This window comes from Sediminicoccus rosea, from assembly GCF_033547095.1.
Taxonomy (GTDB): Bacteria; Pseudomonadota; Alphaproteobacteria; order Acetobacterales; family Acetobacteraceae; genus Roseococcus; species Roseococcus rosea.
Window position 1 is genome coordinate 4,030,012 of sequence record NZ_CP137852.1, and the last position, 13,881, is coordinate 4,043,892.

General features: G+C 69.0%; 12 protein-coding genes and 1 tRNA gene. 3 read left to right on the forward strand and 10 right to left on the reverse strand.

What is annotated here, in order from left to right; genetic code table 11:
• Window positions 1–26 precede the first annotated feature (26 nt).
• Together R9Z33_RS19390 and R9Z33_RS19395 are read right to left on the reverse strand one after the other, a co-directional pair.
• Window positions 27–524: a prolyl-tRNA synthetase associated domain-containing protein gene (locus R9Z33_RS19390; protein ID WP_318648205.1), complete on the reverse strand. Its 498-nt coding sequence runs from the start codon at window positions 522–524 to the stop codon at window positions 27–29.
• Window positions 524–1,489, reverse strand: a complete 966-nt coding sequence (locus tag R9Z33_RS19395) for a Bug family tripartite tricarboxylate transporter substrate binding protein (RefSeq protein WP_318648206.1) — start codon at window positions 1,487–1,489, stop codon at window positions 524–526. The genes R9Z33_RS19390 and R9Z33_RS19395 overlap by 1 nt, the downstream gene beginning before the upstream one ends.
• A gap of 268 nt (window positions 1,490–1,757) precedes the next feature.
• On the opposite strand from R9Z33_RS19395, the gene R9Z33_RS19400 reads away from it, so the two are divergent.
• The gene (locus R9Z33_RS19400; protein WP_318648207.1) at window positions 1,758–2,822 is read left to right on the forward strand and encodes a glycosyltransferase family 61 protein; all 1,065 of its coding nucleotides are present in this window, start codon (window positions 1,758–1,760) and stop codon (window positions 2,820–2,822) included.
• Between the two features lie 75 nt (window positions 2,823–2,897).
• Window positions 2,898–3,560 carry an FkbM family methyltransferase gene (locus R9Z33_RS19405; protein WP_318648208.1) on the forward strand — a complete coding sequence of 221 codons (663 nt, stop codon included), beginning with the start codon at window positions 2,898–2,900 and terminating at the stop codon, window positions 3,558–3,560.
• Between the two features lie 11 nt (window positions 3,561–3,571).
• Here R9Z33_RS19405 and R9Z33_RS19410 read toward each other — a convergent pair whose 3' ends face one another.
• The 7 genes from R9Z33_RS19410 to ssb all read right to left on the reverse strand — a co-directional run bounded on the left by R9Z33_RS19410 (window position 3,572) and on the right by ssb (window position 10,573).
• Window positions 3,572–5,236, reverse strand: a complete 1,665-nt coding sequence (locus R9Z33_RS19410; RefSeq protein ID WP_318648209.1) for a class I SAM-dependent methyltransferase — start codon at window positions 5,234–5,236, stop codon at window positions 3,572–3,574.
• A 32-nt stretch (window positions 5,237–5,268) separates the two neighbouring features.
• Window positions 5,269–5,883, reverse strand: a complete 615-nt coding sequence (locus R9Z33_RS19415; RefSeq protein ID WP_318648210.1) for a methyltransferase — start codon at window positions 5,881–5,883, stop codon at window positions 5,269–5,271.
• Between the two features lie 40 nt (window positions 5,884–5,923).
• A tRNA-Lys gene (locus R9Z33_RS19420) sits at window positions 5,924–5,998 on the reverse strand.
• Between the two features lie 72 nt (window positions 5,999–6,070).
• A complete protein-coding gene (locus R9Z33_RS19425) occupies window positions 6,071–6,604 on the reverse strand; it encodes a peptidylprolyl isomerase (RefSeq protein ID WP_318648211.1) in 534 nt (177 codons plus the stop codon).
• Window positions 6,605–6,677: 73 nt separating this feature from the next.
• A complete protein-coding gene (gene coaD, locus R9Z33_RS19430; protein ID WP_318648212.1) occupies window positions 6,678–7,178 on the reverse strand; it encodes a pantetheine-phosphate adenylyltransferase in 501 nt (166 codons plus the stop codon).
• Window positions 7,175–9,883, reverse strand: a complete 2,709-nt coding sequence (gyrA, locus tag R9Z33_RS19435) for a DNA gyrase subunit A (RefSeq protein WP_318651676.1) — start codon at window positions 9,881–9,883, stop codon at window positions 7,175–7,177. The genes coaD and gyrA overlap by 4 nt, the downstream gene beginning before the upstream one ends.
• Window positions 9,884–10,051: 168 nt before the next feature.
• On the reverse strand, window positions 10,052–10,573 hold the full coding sequence (ssb, locus tag R9Z33_RS19440) for a single-stranded DNA-binding protein (RefSeq protein ID WP_318648213.1): 522 nt from the start codon (window positions 10,571–10,573) through the stop codon (window positions 10,052–10,054).
• A 146-nt stretch (window positions 10,574–10,719) separates the two neighbouring features.
• Between ssb and uvrA the strand changes: the two genes are divergently transcribed.
• Window positions 10,720–13,647, forward strand: a complete 2,928-nt coding sequence (uvrA, locus tag R9Z33_RS19445; protein WP_318648214.1) for an excinuclease ABC subunit UvrA — start codon at window positions 10,720–10,722, stop codon at window positions 13,645–13,647.
• Here the strand turns inward: uvrA and R9Z33_RS19450 are convergent, their stop codons facing one another.
• A complete protein-coding gene (locus R9Z33_RS19450; protein WP_318648215.1) occupies window positions 13,648–13,839 on the reverse strand; it encodes a hypothetical protein in 192 nt (63 codons plus the stop codon).
• Window positions 13,840–13,881 lie beyond the last annotated feature (42 nt).

Consider the following 13,881-nt stretch of genomic DNA (forward strand, 5'->3'; position numbering starts at 1 on the left):
GGCACGGGACGGGGCGGTGGGCGCGGTCAGTCAGGCAGCCGCAGAACCTTCACCTCATGGCCAAGGCTGGAGAGGAAGGCCAGGAGATCCGCGGGTCGGATGCCGGTGGAAGCGGTGTTCGCCAGCGGATGGAACCAGGCGAGCCCCTCGCTTTCCGCCAGGGCAGCATCGAGCGCCACGCGCACCTCTCCCGGCCGGGCATTCACCAGGCCGAAGGGCGTGACGCTGCCGGGCTCCACGCCCAGCGTGGCGCGCAGCGCCGCGGCATCGGCCATGCTGACCTTGCCCCAGCCCGCCTCCCGCGCCAGCGCGTTGACCGAGACCCGCCGCGCCTCCTCCAGCACGGCGAGGCAGAATTGGCCGGTCTTCACCTCGCGCAGGAACAGGTTCTTGGAATGCGCGCCCGGCAATTCGCCGCGCAGCGCCTGGGATTCGGCAACGGTGAAGACTGCCGCGTGCTGCACCGTGCGCGTGGCGATCCCCGCCGCCGCGAGGCGGGCCAGCAGCCCTTCCGGCGTCTCCATCAATCCAGCTTGATGTTGTTCGCGCGCACCACGCGGCCCCACGCCTCGGTCTCGCCCACCAGCCATTGCCGGAAGGGAGCGGCGCCCATGGCCCGGACCTCGGCGCCAAGTTCGGCCATGCGGCGCGCCACGTCGGGCACGGCAAGCGCCTGGCGGAAGGCATCGTCGAGCCGCGCGACGATGGGGGCAGGCGTCGCTCCCTGCACCAGCACGCCCTGCCAGGTGCCCGATTCCTGCGCCGGCCAGCCGAGTTCGGCGAAGGTCGGCAGATTGGGGAAATCGGGCAGGCGGCGGGGGCCGGAGACGGCGATGCCGCGCAGCCGCCCATCCTTCACGAAGGGGGCGGTGGCCGTCGCGCCATTGATGATCATCTGCGCCTCGCCGCCCGTGACGGCCGCGAGCGCCGCCGCCCCCCCGCGATAGGGCACCTGCGTCAGCTCCGCCCCCCATGCCTGGGTCAGCATCAGCGCCGTCAGGTGGTTGGCCGCGCCCACGCCGGAATGCGCGACATTGATGCTGTTCGGCGCCCGCCGGGCGAGGGCCACGAATTCCGCGGCATTGGCCGCCGGCACCGAGGGGTGAACGGCCAGGATATAGGGCGCGTAGATCAGCAGGTTGACCGGCGCGAGGTCCCGCAGCGGCTCGAAGGGCAGGCGCGTGAAGAGGGCGGGTGCGGTCGCCAGCACGCCGGTGTCGATCAGCAGCAGCGTCTGGCCATCCGGCGCGCTGCGCGCCACCAGTTCGGCCCCCAGGTTGCCGGCGGCGCCGCTGCGGTTCTCCACCACCACGTTCTGCCCGAGCAGCCGCGTCAGCTCCGGCGCCAGGATGCGGCCCAGGATGTCGCTGGTGCCGCCGGGCGCGAAGGGGACCACGAGGCGAAAGGGGCGGTCGAAACCCTGGGCGCGGGCGATGGCCGGCGCGGCCAGCGCGAGGCCCGGAAGAGCGAAGAAATGGCGGCGTTGCATGAGGTCCCTCCCCTTGTTTCCGGGGCATCATGGACCCTCGGTCTCAATTTGTGCTACCCCTCCCGTTGGAAGGCATCGCGACGCCGGGTTCGCCGACAACAGGATTGGGTCGGCCCTCACGCGTCGGTCCGAAGGAGTAGGAATGCCGCCGGCGTTCAAGATCGTCAGTGTAGCCGAGACTGCTGAAGAACCATTTGTTGTCAGTCGTTTCACACGGGCCATTGAGGAACCGCACCGTCGCTTCTTCGGCGGGCGGAGCGTCTTCGCCATGCCTGACCTCCGCACCCCGCTCGATCCGCCGATCGGCCCGAGCATCACCGAGCCGGGCATCGCCGAGCGCTGGCGCAGCTATGACCGCAGCTACCGGGCCGAGGCGCGGATCTCGCGCTTCTGGGTCGCCGACATCCACGAGGCGACGGTCTATCCGCCCTATGGGGTGGTGGGCCAGGGCGACCGGCTGGTGCGCGACACCATCCGCAACGGCAACATGCTGGCCAACCTCTTCCCCGACGCAGACCCGGCCGAGCTGCGGCAGGCGATGGCCTCGCCCGAGGTCGAGATCACCGGCCTCGCGGAGGAGCCCCAGCGCTACCTGCCCGGTCACAGCTTCCTGCTCGGCTTCGGCGTCTTCGCCAATTACTTCAACTGGACGCTGCGCTACGCCTCCCGCGTCGCGCTGTTCCAGATGATGCCGCCCTCCTGCCGGCTCGTCGTGCCCGCGCCGATCAAGCAGTACATCCGCGAGACGCTCGAATTCATGGGCGTCCCGGAAGAGCGGGTGGTGTATCTCGACGTGCCGACCGCCTTCGAGCGCCTGACGCTGGCCGCCCCCACAGCGCTCGGCCGCTACGAGATCTCGCCCCTCATCACCGAGACGCTGCGCGAGCACCCGCGGGTGACCGACCTGCCGCGCGCCGGGCGGCGGCGCCTCTACATCCCGCGCCGGAACGTTCGCATGCGGCGCGTGGTGAACGAGGCTGCGGTCGAGGACGCGCTGGCCATGCTGGGCTTCGAGGTCTTCGACAACGCCGAGTACAGCGTGCGGGATCAGGCGCACGCCTTCCGTGACGCCGAGATCGTCATCGCACCGCATGGCGCGGGCCTGTCCAACATCGTCTATTGCGACGCCGGCACGCCGGTCATCGAGATCGTGCCCGAAGGCTATGACCAGGGGGCAACCTCCTATCGCAGCCTCGCCGACCTGTTCGGCCTGAGCTACGTTCAGCTCTTCGCGCGGGAGGCCGCGCCGGACCGCAAGGGGAACCGCTGCAACGCCGACATCGAACTCGACGTGGAGGAACTGGTCCACGCGGCGCGGGCGCAACTGGTCTGATCCAGGCGGGCGCCCACCCGGCCGCGGCCAGGCCCCGCCCCGCCTGACCCGCACGCCGCAAGGCAGGAGACCCGCATGAAGAATATCCATGGATGGTGCGTGCCGGACGCCGACACCTATGTGGCCCGCAAGCACGGGGACAAGTTCGGCCGTTACCAGCGCAAGGACCTCGCCAAGGCGATCTCCTTCGTCCGGAACCGGACATTCGCCCTGGATATCGGCGGGCATATCGGGACCTCGGCGGTGTATTTCGCCGGCATCTTCGGCCGGGTCGTCTCCTTCGAGCCGGCCGCCGACACCTTCGAATGCCTCACCACGAACATCCAGGCTTTCGGCGTGAAGAACGTGGAGTGCCGCAACTTCGCCCTCTCCGACGCGCCCGGCCAGGCGCAGCTGATGAGCTACCCGCGCGATCCCGGCAATGTCGGCGCCCGCTTCCTGGGCGAGGGCGAGGGCGTCGAGGTGCGGCGGCTGGATGATTTCGGCTTCCCCGGGCCCGATTTCGTCAAGATCGACGTCGAGGGGTGGGAATCGCGCGTGCTGCTCGGCGGCAAGGCGACCATCCTGCAATCCCGCCCGGTCATCATGTTCGAGGTGCGCGGACTCAGCGACCGCCTGGGGGCGGACATCCCCACCCCGCAATCCGTGCTGGCCGCCTGGGGGGCCCAGTGCCTGCTGCAGCTCTCGGGCGACGAGGTCTGGGGCTGGGCTGACACGGCCCTTCCCGCCGGCGGGTAACGGCCGCCCGCTCAGGCGCTCCCATCCGGCCGGGGCCGCTTGAACTCGAAGCAGATATGCCCGGCATATTGCAGCTTCAGGGCATTCACCTCCCGCAGCCCGGCACCTGGGCGGGGGACGTAGTCCCGCATCAGCTCCTGGGCGGGAAAGCGGTCGGAGAGGAAGCCCTTGAGGCGCTCCAGCTCGGCCACATCGGCCGCGTCCAGCCCTTCCTTCGCGAGCAGCTGCCCGATCAGCAGGTTCAGCGGTGAATCCCGGTCGAAATAGGCGCGGAAGCTGCGGCTGCGCGTCCGCAGCCCGCGCAGGAAGAGGTTGCGCAGCGTCAGCGTCACACCGTCAACGCCCGGCCGCATCTCGACGAGCGACAGCCCCGCCTCCACCGCGATGGTGGCGAAACCGAACCAGGTGAAGTTCCAGTAGCTGTTCGAATGGAAGGGCTCGAGCTGCGAGACCGAGCCGATGAAGCGCCCGCCCGGCTTCAGCACGCGGCGGATCTCGCGCATCAGCGGCTCGGGGTGGCGCACATGCTCGAAGACCTGGCGCGAGAAGACCACGTCGAAGCGGGCATCCTCGAAGGGGATCTTCACGCCGTCATAGGTGACGAAGCGGCAATCGGTGCGCGTGCGGGCGCGCACCTCCGCGCTGTCGGCGATGTCGAGGCCGATCCAGTCCACCGTCGGGTGGCGGGCCCGGACCAGGTCGAAGGAGCGGCCATCGCCCGCGCCGAGGTCGAGGAACTGGAGCGGCGCCTCGGTCGGCGGGATGCGGGCGAGGTAGTAGTCGGCATCCACCTGGCGTGCGTGGTCGGCAGGAATCGCCTGCTGCACCTCCCGCGGGGTGAGCGGCTTGCGGTGCCGCGCCAGCGCCTCCTCCAGCCGGAACAGCCCGCGCTCCTCCAGATGGGCCATGAGGCGGCTCCAGGCGGCGTCGTTCTGCTTGCGGTTCGCCTGGAACAGCGTCTCGTCCTTGGCCTCGGGCGGGCTGAGGCGGTCGCCGAAGGGGCCGCGCTTGAGGTCGGGATCCACCAGCACCGTGGGCACGCCGGCCGCGATGGTGGCCGCCTTGAAGGCGAGGTCGTCCTGGCGGGGCGCGAGCGCGCGCAGCGTCTCCAGCAGGTCGAGATCGGGGAAGAAGCGCGTGTTGTAGAGCACGCCGCGAAACCCGGTCGCGATGGTGAACAGGCCGGTGAGGGCGGGCGGCAGCGCACCGAAGGCATCGGCGCCGGCCGGCAGCACGGGCCAGCGGGAATAGGGCAGGAAGCGGCCCCCCTCCACCGCGATCGCGCGGCAGCGATGGGCCACCACGCAGCGGTGGCGGCGATAGGTCTCGAGCAGACCCGCCAGCCATTGCTGCGGGTAGATCATGTCGTCATCCACCGTGACGATCAGCCGCTCCTGCCCGGCATAGCGGCGCAGCGCCGGCAGCAGCTTGCGATAAGGCCCGGTGTTGGGCGCATAGACGAGCTCGACCCGCCCCTCGGCCCAGAGCTGACGCAGGCCGGAGGGCAGCGCCTCGGGCTGGATGCCCTCATCCAGCAGGTAGGGCTCCTGCGAGATCACCAGCATGACGTGGTCCGGCGCGGGCGCCTGCGTCAGGAGCGACTGGACCACGCGGTCCACCTGCCCGATGCGGGAGCGGATCGAGGTCAGCGAGATGGTGACCGGCGGAAGATCCACGCTGGGAGGCGCCTCGGTCACCGCGCTCCCGCTCACCCGGCGCCAGCCTGTGCCGGGGCGGCGAAGATGTGGAAATCAGAGAAGGTCGTCTCGGTCTTCCGCGCCGGGTCCCATGGATAGGGGTTGGGGATGTGCAGCACGCGGCGCCATTCGGGGAAGCGCGCCGCGATGAAATCCGTGAAGCGGCGGTGCCGGATGTGCGAGCCCGTATAGGGCTCCTCGTGATTGCTGGAATAGATCACGACGAAGCGCAGCGCGTGCTGGAAGAGATCCTCCATGTAGGTCTCGAAGACCTCATCCTCGACCAGATGGTAGATCACGTCGCCCGAGACGGTGATGTCGCAGCGCAGATTGCCCGGAAGGTCGTCGGGATGGAGGAAGCGGTAGAGCGGCTGGTCCGCGAAGCGCGCGCGCAGCGCCGCCAGCGCGGTGCGGGAGACATCCAGGCCGACATAGGGCAAGGGCGTCATCAGGCTGAGCTGATTGCCGTCGCCGCAGCCGAAATCCATGAGCGAGGCGGCCCTGGTCTCGGCGATCACGCGGTTGATCACATCCGCCTTGAAGCGCGCGAGCCGCCCGTAGCTGCCGCTGCCGGAATTCCTGCCGCGCTTGTATCGCTTCTCCCAGTATTCGGCAGAGTTGATCATCCGCGGTCCCTTTCGACGGAGCAGGCCAGCAGCGCGAGGGTGGTGGGTCGGGAGGGGATCGAACCCTCGGCCGCGAGATTAAAAGTCCCGTGCTCTACCGCTGAGCTACCGACCCCCGGGTCGCGCAAGTGGGGGCACTCCCGTGCGGCGCGAAACACACTGCACGGGAGCCCTTGTCAAGCCGGGCTCAGGTGTCGGCCAGCACGCGCATGCGGATCAGGCGATCGGCCGGCGCCGGCACCGTGCCGCTGCCGCCCACGCCGCGCTTGATGCGGTCCACGAACTCCATGCCGGCGGTGACCTGGCCCCAGATGGTGTACTGGCCATCGAGGCTCGGCGTCGGCGCGAACATGATGAAGAACTGGCTGTTCGCGCTGTTCGGGTCCTGGGCGCGGGCCATGCCGCAGGTGCCGCGCAGGAAGCGCGCGCGCGACGGCGGGCTGAACTCGGCGCGCAGGTCGGCGAAGCCGCGGTCGCGGAAGCCGCCCATGCCGGTGCCGGTCGGGTCGCCGCCCTGGGCCATGAACCCCTCGATCACGCGGTGGAAGGGCGTGTTGTCGTAGAGGCCCTGGCGGGTCAGCGTCTTGATGCGCTCGACATGCAGCGGCGCCAGGTCGGGGCGGAGCTGGATGGTCACGCGGCCATTGTCCTTCAGCTCCATGATGAGGGTGTTCTCGCGGTCCGGGGCGGCCTGCGCCTCGGCTTCATTGTTCTCGGACATCATCGCTCCTGCTGCGATCAGGGTTGTGGTCATAAGCGCGCGGCGGTTCATGGGTGATCCTCCGTTGTTGGAATTACTTGCGGACTTTCGCCAGCGTCCGTTCCAGCGTCAGCGCCGGCACGAAGCTGGAGACGTCTCCCCCAAGCTGCGCGATCTCCTTCACGAAGCGCGAGGAGATGAAGTGGTTCCTCTCGCTCGCCATGAGGAAGACGGTCTCGATCTCGGGATCGAGCCGGGCATTCATCCCGCACATCTGGAACTCATAGTCGAAATCGGAGACGGCGCGCAGCCCGCGCACGATCATCTGCGCCCCCACCTCGCGCGCGAAGGCGACGAGGAGGCCGGTGAAGGGCCGGACCTCGATCACGCAGCCGGTGCGGCTGGCGATGGCAGCGGTCTCGGCCGAGACAAGCTCGGCGCGCTCCTCCAGCGAGAAGAGCGGCCCCTTGCCGATGTTCATGGCGACGCCGATGACCAGGCGGTCCACCAGCCGCGCGGCGCGGCCGATGACGTCGAGATGCCCATTGGTCACCGGGTCGAAGGTGCCCGGGTAAAGGGCGACGCGGTCAGTCATTCCGGGGTGGCTTCCTGTTCATTGTCCTCGGCTTCTTCGTCCAGGACGGGGAAGCAGCTCGTCACGCGCTCCGCCTCGTCCAGCCGTTGCAGCATGACGCCTTGCGACTGCCGCCCGGTCTTGCGCACCTGCTCCGCCTCGAAGCGGATGGCCTGGCCGCCATCGGTCATCAGCATGATGTGGTCGCCCGCCTGCACGGCGAAGCAGGCGACGACGGCGCTGCCGGTGCGGCGGCTCAGGCTGATGCCGTTGATGCCCTGCCCGCCGCGGCCGGTGACGCGATACTCATAGGCGCTGCTGCGCTTGCCGAAGCCGCGGTCGGTCACGGTCAGCAGGAACTGCTCGGCCGCCTCCAGCTCCGCGATGCGCTCGGCCGTCAGCGTGATCTCGGCGGCGCCGGCCTCCTCGGCTTCCTCCGGCGCGGGCGCGGGCTCCGCCGCCTCCTCCGTGCCTTCGGCGCGGCGCTTGTGCTTGAGGTAGGCCGCGCGCTCCTCGACCGTGGCATTCACATGGCCGAGCACCGCCAGCGCGATCACCTCGTCGCCCTTCGCGAGGCGGATGCCGCGCACGCCGGTCGAATCGCGCCCGGCGAAGACGCGCAGCGTGTCCGCATCGGCCACGAAACGGATCGCCTTGCCCTGGCGGGTGGCGAGCAGCACGTCATCGCCCTCGCGGCAGGTGGCGACACCGACCAGCGAATCGCCCTCCTCCAGCTTCATGGCGATGAGGCCGGAGGAGCGGACATTGCGGAAATCGCTCAGGCGGTTGCGCCGTACATCGCCGCTCTGGGTCGCGAAGACCAGGTGGAGGTGCTCCCACAGGCTTTCATCCTGCGGCAGCGGCAGCACGGCGGTGACGCTCTCGCCCTCCTGCAATTGCAGCACCTGGCGCAGCGAGCGGCCCTTGCCGTTCGTGCCGCCCTCCGGCAACTGCCAGACCTTCTCGCGGAAAGCGATGCCGCGGCTCGTGAAGAACAGCACCCATTGATGGGTGTGGCCCACGAAGCTGCGCACCACCACGTCATCGGCGCGCGTCGAGGCCGCGCTGCGCCCCTTGCCCCCGCGATTCTGCGCTCGGAACACATCGAGCGGCGTGCGCTTCACATAGCCATCGCGCGTCAGCGTCACGATCATCGAGGCCGGCGCGATCAGGCTCTCATCGTCAATATCGGCCGCGTGCTCGACGATGCGGGTCAGGCGCGGCTGGTGCAGCGTGCCGCGGATCGCCAGCAGCTCGTCCGTCATGACCTCCATGCGGCGCGGCCGGCTGGAGAGGATCTCCAGCAGCTCGACGATGCGCGCCCCCACTTCCTTCAGCTCGGCATCGATCTTCTCGCGCTCGAGCCCGGTGAGGCGTTGCAGGCGCAGCTCCAGGATGCCGCGGGCCTGCGCCTCGGTCAGGCGCATGGTGCCGGCGGGCGAGAGCTCATTGCCCTCGTCCTGCACGAGCGCCACCAGCGGCGCCACATCGGCCGCCGGCCAGTCGCGCGCCATCAGCGCCACGCGGGCGGCGGCGGCGTCCGGGCTTTCGCGGATCAGGCGGATCACCTCGTCGATGTTCGCCACCGCGATGGCGAGGCCGATCAGGTTGTGCGCCCGCTCCCGCGCCTTCATCAGGCGATGGCGCGAGCGGCGGAGGATGACTTCCTCGCGGAAGGCGATGAAGGCCTGCAGCGCCTCGCGGATGCCCATCTGCTGCGGGCGGCCGCCATTCAGCGCCAGGAAATTCACCGGGAAGCTGATCTGCAGCGAGGTCATCCGGTAGAGCTGGTTCAGCACCACCTCCGCCACCGCCTCGCGCTTCAGCTCGATCACGATGCGCAGGCCCGAGCGATCGCTCTCGTCGCGGAGGTCGCTGATGCCCTCGATGAGCTTGGAGCGCACCAGCTCCGCGATGCGCTCGATCAGCACCGACTTGTTCACCTGGTACGGGATCTCGTTGACGATGATGGCCTGGCGGCCACCCTTCATGTCCTCGATCACGCAATCGGCGCGCAGCGGGATGGAGCCGCGCCCCGTCTCGAAGGCGGAGCGGATGCCCGAGCGGCCGAGGATCAGGCCCCCCGTCGGGAAATCCGGGCCGGGGATGATCTCCATCAGCTCGGCCAGCGTCGTCTCCGGCTCGGCGATCAGCTTGAGCGTCGCGTTGATCACCTCGGTCGGGTTGTGCGGCGGGATGTTCGTCGCCATGCCGACGGCAATGCCGCCCGCGCCATTCACCAGCAGGTTCGGGAAGGCGGCCGGCAGGACGCGCGGCTCCTCGGCGCTTTCATCGTAGTTCGGGATGAAATCGACCGTGTCCTCGTCAATGCCCTCCAGCAGGGCGGCGGCGGACTTCGCCAGGCGCACCTCGGTGTAGCGCATGGCCGCCGGCGGGTCGCCGTCCATCGAGCCGAAATTGCCCTGGCCATCCACCAGCGGCACCCGCATCGAGAAGCCCTGCGCCATGCGGACCATGGCGTCGTAGATCGCAGAGTCGCCATGCGGGTGATACTTGCCCATCACGTCGCCGACGACGCGGGCCGATTTGCGGTGCGGCTTGTCGGCCGTGTAGCCCGCCTCGTGCATGGCGTAGAGGATGCGCCGGTGCACCGGCTTCAGCCCGTCCCGCACATCGGGCAGCGCGCGGCTGACGATGACGGACATCGCGTAGTCGAGATAGGAGCGGCGCATCTCCTCTTCGAGGGCGATGGGGGCCACGTCCATGGGCTTGGGGATTTCGTCGCTCAAATGGCTGGTCCTGGTTGGTTGGACACCCAGGGGCTCTGCCCCTGGACCCCGGCAGGAAACTCAGTTTCCTGCACCTTCGACAGATGGTGGTGCAGGAGGCTCGCCTCCTGCTGGGGGTGCGGGGGGCAAAGCCCCTCGCAACGCTCAGAACGGAATATCGTCATCCATATCCGGCTTCTTCCCCGCATCCCAGCCGCCCGAGCGCGGCGCGCCGCCGCGGGCCGGGGCCGAGCTGCGCTCCCCACCACCCGAATACCCGCCGCCGCCGCTGCGGCCCGAATACCCGCCCTCCTCGGCCATCTCGCCGCCACCACCCGAGGAACGGCCGCCAACCAGCGCCAGCTCGCCGCGATACTGCCGCAGGACGATCTCGGTCGTGTACTTGTCCTGGCCCGAGGCGTCCTGCCACTTCCGGGTCTCCAGCTGGCCCTCGATGTAGACCTCGCTGCCCTTCTTCAGATAGCGCTCGGCGATCTCGCCGAGCTTCTCGTTGAAGATGGCGACGGCATGCCACTCGGTCCGCTCCTGCTGGTTGCCCTCGCGGTCCTTGTAGCGCTCGCTGGTCGCGATCCGCAGATTCACGACCTTGCCGCCATTCTGGAAGTTGCGCACCTCCGGGTCCTTGCCGAGGCGGCCCAGGATGATCACCTTGTTCACACCGGCCATGCGCTGCGACTCCTTGCAATTTGGTTCCGGAACCTAGCTTTTCCGGATTGGCCGGGCCAGCCCCGCGCCAAGGCTTGGCACCCGCCCCTATTCTGGTGCAAAAGCACCGTGAACACAATGCGAACATTCTGCCTGGAGTGCCCCCCATGCCGCGCGACGCGCATCCCCCTGCCCAGGCGCCCCTGTCTGAGAACAAGACCGACCTGATCCGCATCCGCGGCGCCCGGCAGCACAATCTGAAATCGGTGGATCTCGACCTGCCGCGCGGCAAGCTCGTGGTGCTGACCGGCCTTTCCGGCTCCGGCAAGTCATCCCTGGCCTTCGACACCATCTACGCCGAGGGCCAGCGCCGCTACGTCGAATCGCTCAGCGCCTATGCGCGGCAATTCCTCCAGCTCATGCAGAAGCCCGATGTGGACAGCATCGAGGGCCTCTCGCCCGCCATCTCCATCGAGCAGAAGACCACCAGCCACAACCCGCGCTCCACCGTCGGCACGGTGACCGAGATCCATGACTACATGCGCCTGCTCTGGGCGCGCGTCGGCGTGCCCTACAGCCCCGCCACCGGCCTGCCGATCGAGGCTCAGACCGTCTCGCAGATGGTGGACCGCGTGATGGCCATGCCCGAGGGCACGCGGCTGCTGATCCTGGCGCCCGTCATCCGCGGCAAGAAGGGCGAGTACCGGAAGGAGCTCGCCGAATACCAGCGTCGCGGCTTCGAGCGCGTAAAGATCAACGGCACCCTCACCTTGATCAGCGAGGCCCCCAAGCTCGACAAGAAGCTGAAGCACGACATCGAGGTGGTGGTGGACCGCGTTGTGGTGCGTGACGGCCTGGCCCAGCGCCTGGCCGACAGCTTCGAGACCGCCTTGGCCCTGGCCGACGGCATCGCCTATGCCGAGAATGCCGATGGCGGCGAGCGCACCGTGTTCAGCCAGAAATTCGCCTGCCCCGTCTCCGGCTTCTCCATCGAGGAGATCGAGCCCCGCCTCTTCAGCTTCAACTCCCCCCAGGGCGCCTGCCCCACCTGCGACGGCCTGGGCACCGAAAGCTTCTTCGACCCCGCTCTGGTCATCCCCAACCCGGCGCTGAGCCTGAAGGAGGGCGCCATCGTCCCCTGGGCCGGCAATGCCAGCAGCCCCTATTACGACCAGACGCTGGTGAGCCTCGCCAAGCATCTCAAGATCGGCATGGAGACCGCCTGGGAAGACCTCCCCGAGGCCGCGCAGCACGCCATCCTGCATGGCACGGGCGGCGAGGCGGTGACGCTGCGCTACAAGGACGGGCTGCGCGCCTATGAGGTGCAGAAGCCCTTCGAGGGCGTGATCCGGAATCTCGAGCGCCGCTTCCGCGAGAGCGACAACCCATGGGTGCGCGAGGACATGGCGCGCTATCAGGCGGACAAGCCCTGCCACGCCTGCGGTGGCCATCGCCTGAAGCCGCAATCCCTGGCCGTGAAGGTCGCGGGCTGCCACATCGGCGAGGCCTCGGCCCTCTCCATCCGCCGCGCGAAGGATTGGTTCGCGGGGGTGATGGAAACGCTCACGCCGCAGCGCCAGGACATCGCGCGGCGCATCCTGCGCGAGATCGAGGACCGGCTGCAGTTCCTGAACGATGTCGGCCTCGACTACCTCTCGCTCTCGCGCTCCTCGGCCACGCTATCCGGCGGCGAGAGCCAGCGCATCCGCCTCGCCTCGCAGATCGGCTCCGGCCTGACCGGCGTGCTCTATGTGCTGGATGAGCCCAGCATCGGCCTGCACCAGCGCGACAATGAGCGCCTGCTCGGCACGCTGCGTCGCCTGCGGGACCTCGGCAATTCCGTCATCGTCGTCGAGCATGACGAGGATGCGATCCGCACCGCCGACTACCTCGTGGATATCGGCCCGGGCGCCGGCAAGGCGGGCGGCACCATCGTCAGCCAGGGCACGCCGGAACAGGTGGCGGCCGACACGAACAGCCTGACCGGCGCCTATCTCGCCGGCCGCCGCGAGATCCCGATGCCGGCGCAGCGCCGCGCGATCGACAGGAAGCGCATGCTCCGCGTCGTCGGCGCCACCGGCAACAACCTGAAGGATGTGACAGCGGAGTTCCCGCTCGGCACCTTCACCGCCATCGCCGGCGTCTCCGGCGGCGGCAAATCGACGCTCGTGATCGAGACGCTGTTCAACGGCCTCAGCCGCAAGCTCATGGGCGCCTCCGTCGTGCCGGCCCCCCACCAGCGTATCGAGGGGATCGAGCTGATCGACAAGGTCATCGACATCGACCAGTCGCCCATCGGCCGCACGCCGCGCTCCAACCCCGCAACCTATACCGGCCTCTTCGCCCCGATCCGCGACTGGTTCGCCGAGCTGCCGGAAAGCCGCGGCCGCGGCTACAAGCCCGGCCGCTTCAGCTTCAACGTGAAGGGCGGCCGCTGCGAGGCGTGCCAGGGCGACGGCGTCATCAAGATCGAGATGCACTTCCTGCCCGACGTCTACGTCACCTGCGACACCTGCAAGGGCAAGCGCTACAACCGCGAGACGCTGGAAGTGAAGTTCCGCGGCAAGTCCATCGCCGATGTGCTGGACATGACGGTGACCGAGGGGCGCGAGTTCTTCGCCGCCGTGCCCAGCATCCACGAGAAGCTGCGCATGCTGGAGGAGGTGGGCCTCGGCTACATCCACCTCGGCCAGCAGGCGACGACGCTTTCGGGCGGCGAGGCGCAGCGCATCAAGCTCGCCAAGGAACTCAGCCGCCGCGCCACCGGCCGCACCCTCTACATCCTGGACGAGCCCACCACCGGCCTGCATTTCGAGGATGTCCGCAAGCTGCTCGATGTGCTGCACGCGCTGGTGAACACGGGCAACACGGTGGTGGTGATCGAGCACAACCTGGAGGTCATCAAGACCGCAGACTGGGTGCTCGACCTCGGGCCTGAGGGCGGCGAGGGCGGCGGGCGGATCGTCGCCTCCGGCACGCCGGAGGAGATCGCCGCCAATCCGGAGAGCCACACGGGCCGCTTCCTGCAGCCCATCCTCGCGCGGCATGCGCCCGTCGTCGTGCCGAAGGCCAGGCGCGGGCGCAAGCCCGGCTGATCAGTGCCAGCGGCGCGGCGGGCCGTAATGGTGCCCGTACCCGCCGCGATAGACCGGCTGCTGATACGCGTAGCCCCGGCCATACCCGCCGCCATGGTAGCGCGGATGCGGCGCGACGCAGGCCGCGAGGCCGATGAGGAGAGAAAGCACGCCCAGGGCGCGGGCGCTGCGCTGGAAGGAAAGCCTGGCCATGATGGCCTCCGGGAGCGACGGGGTTGCATCTGTCGCTGACCG

What these genes read in the sequence shown, in the direction of transcription:
- gyrA (WP_318651676.1), bottom strand. Translation starts at nt 9,883, where the DNA reads ATGGACGTGGCCCCCATCGCCCTCGAAGAGGAGATGCGCCGCTCCTAT.
- R9Z33_RS19425 (WP_318648211.1), bottom strand. Translation starts at nt 6,604, where the DNA reads ATGTCCGAGAACAATGAAGCCGAGGCGCAGGCCGCCCCGGACCGCGAG.
- R9Z33_RS19415 (WP_318648210.1), bottom strand. Translation starts at nt 5,883, where the DNA reads ATGATCAACTCTGCCGAATACTGGGAGAAGCGATACAAGCGCGGCAGG.
- R9Z33_RS19400 (WP_318648207.1), top strand. Translation starts at nt 1,758, where the DNA reads ATGCCTGACCTCCGCACCCCGCTCGATCCGCCGATCGGCCCGAGCATC.
- R9Z33_RS19405 (WP_318648208.1), top strand. Translation starts at nt 2,898, where the DNA reads ATGAAGAATATCCATGGATGGTGCGTGCCGGACGCCGACACCTATGTG.
- R9Z33_RS19390 (WP_318648205.1), bottom strand. Translation starts at nt 524, where the DNA reads ATGGAGACGCCGGAAGGGCTGCTGGCCCGCCTCGCGGCGGCGGGGATC.
- ssb (WP_318648213.1), bottom strand. Translation starts at nt 10,573, where the DNA reads ATGGCCGGTGTGAACAAGGTGATCATCCTGGGCCGCCTCGGCAAGGAC.
- R9Z33_RS19395 (WP_318648206.1), bottom strand. Translation starts at nt 1,489, where the DNA reads ATGCAACGCCGCCATTTCTTCGCTCTTCCGGGCCTCGCGCTGGCCGCG.
- coaD (WP_318648212.1), bottom strand. Translation starts at nt 7,178, where the DNA reads ATGACTGACCGCGTCGCCCTTTACCCGGGCACCTTCGACCCGGTGACC.
- uvrA (WP_318648214.1), top strand. Translation starts at nt 10,720, where the DNA reads ATGCCGCGCGACGCGCATCCCCCTGCCCAGGCGCCCCTGTCTGAGAAC.
- R9Z33_RS19450 (WP_318648215.1), bottom strand. Translation starts at nt 13,839, where the DNA reads ATGGCCAGGCTTTCCTTCCAGCGCAGCGCCCGCGCCCTGGGCGTGCTT.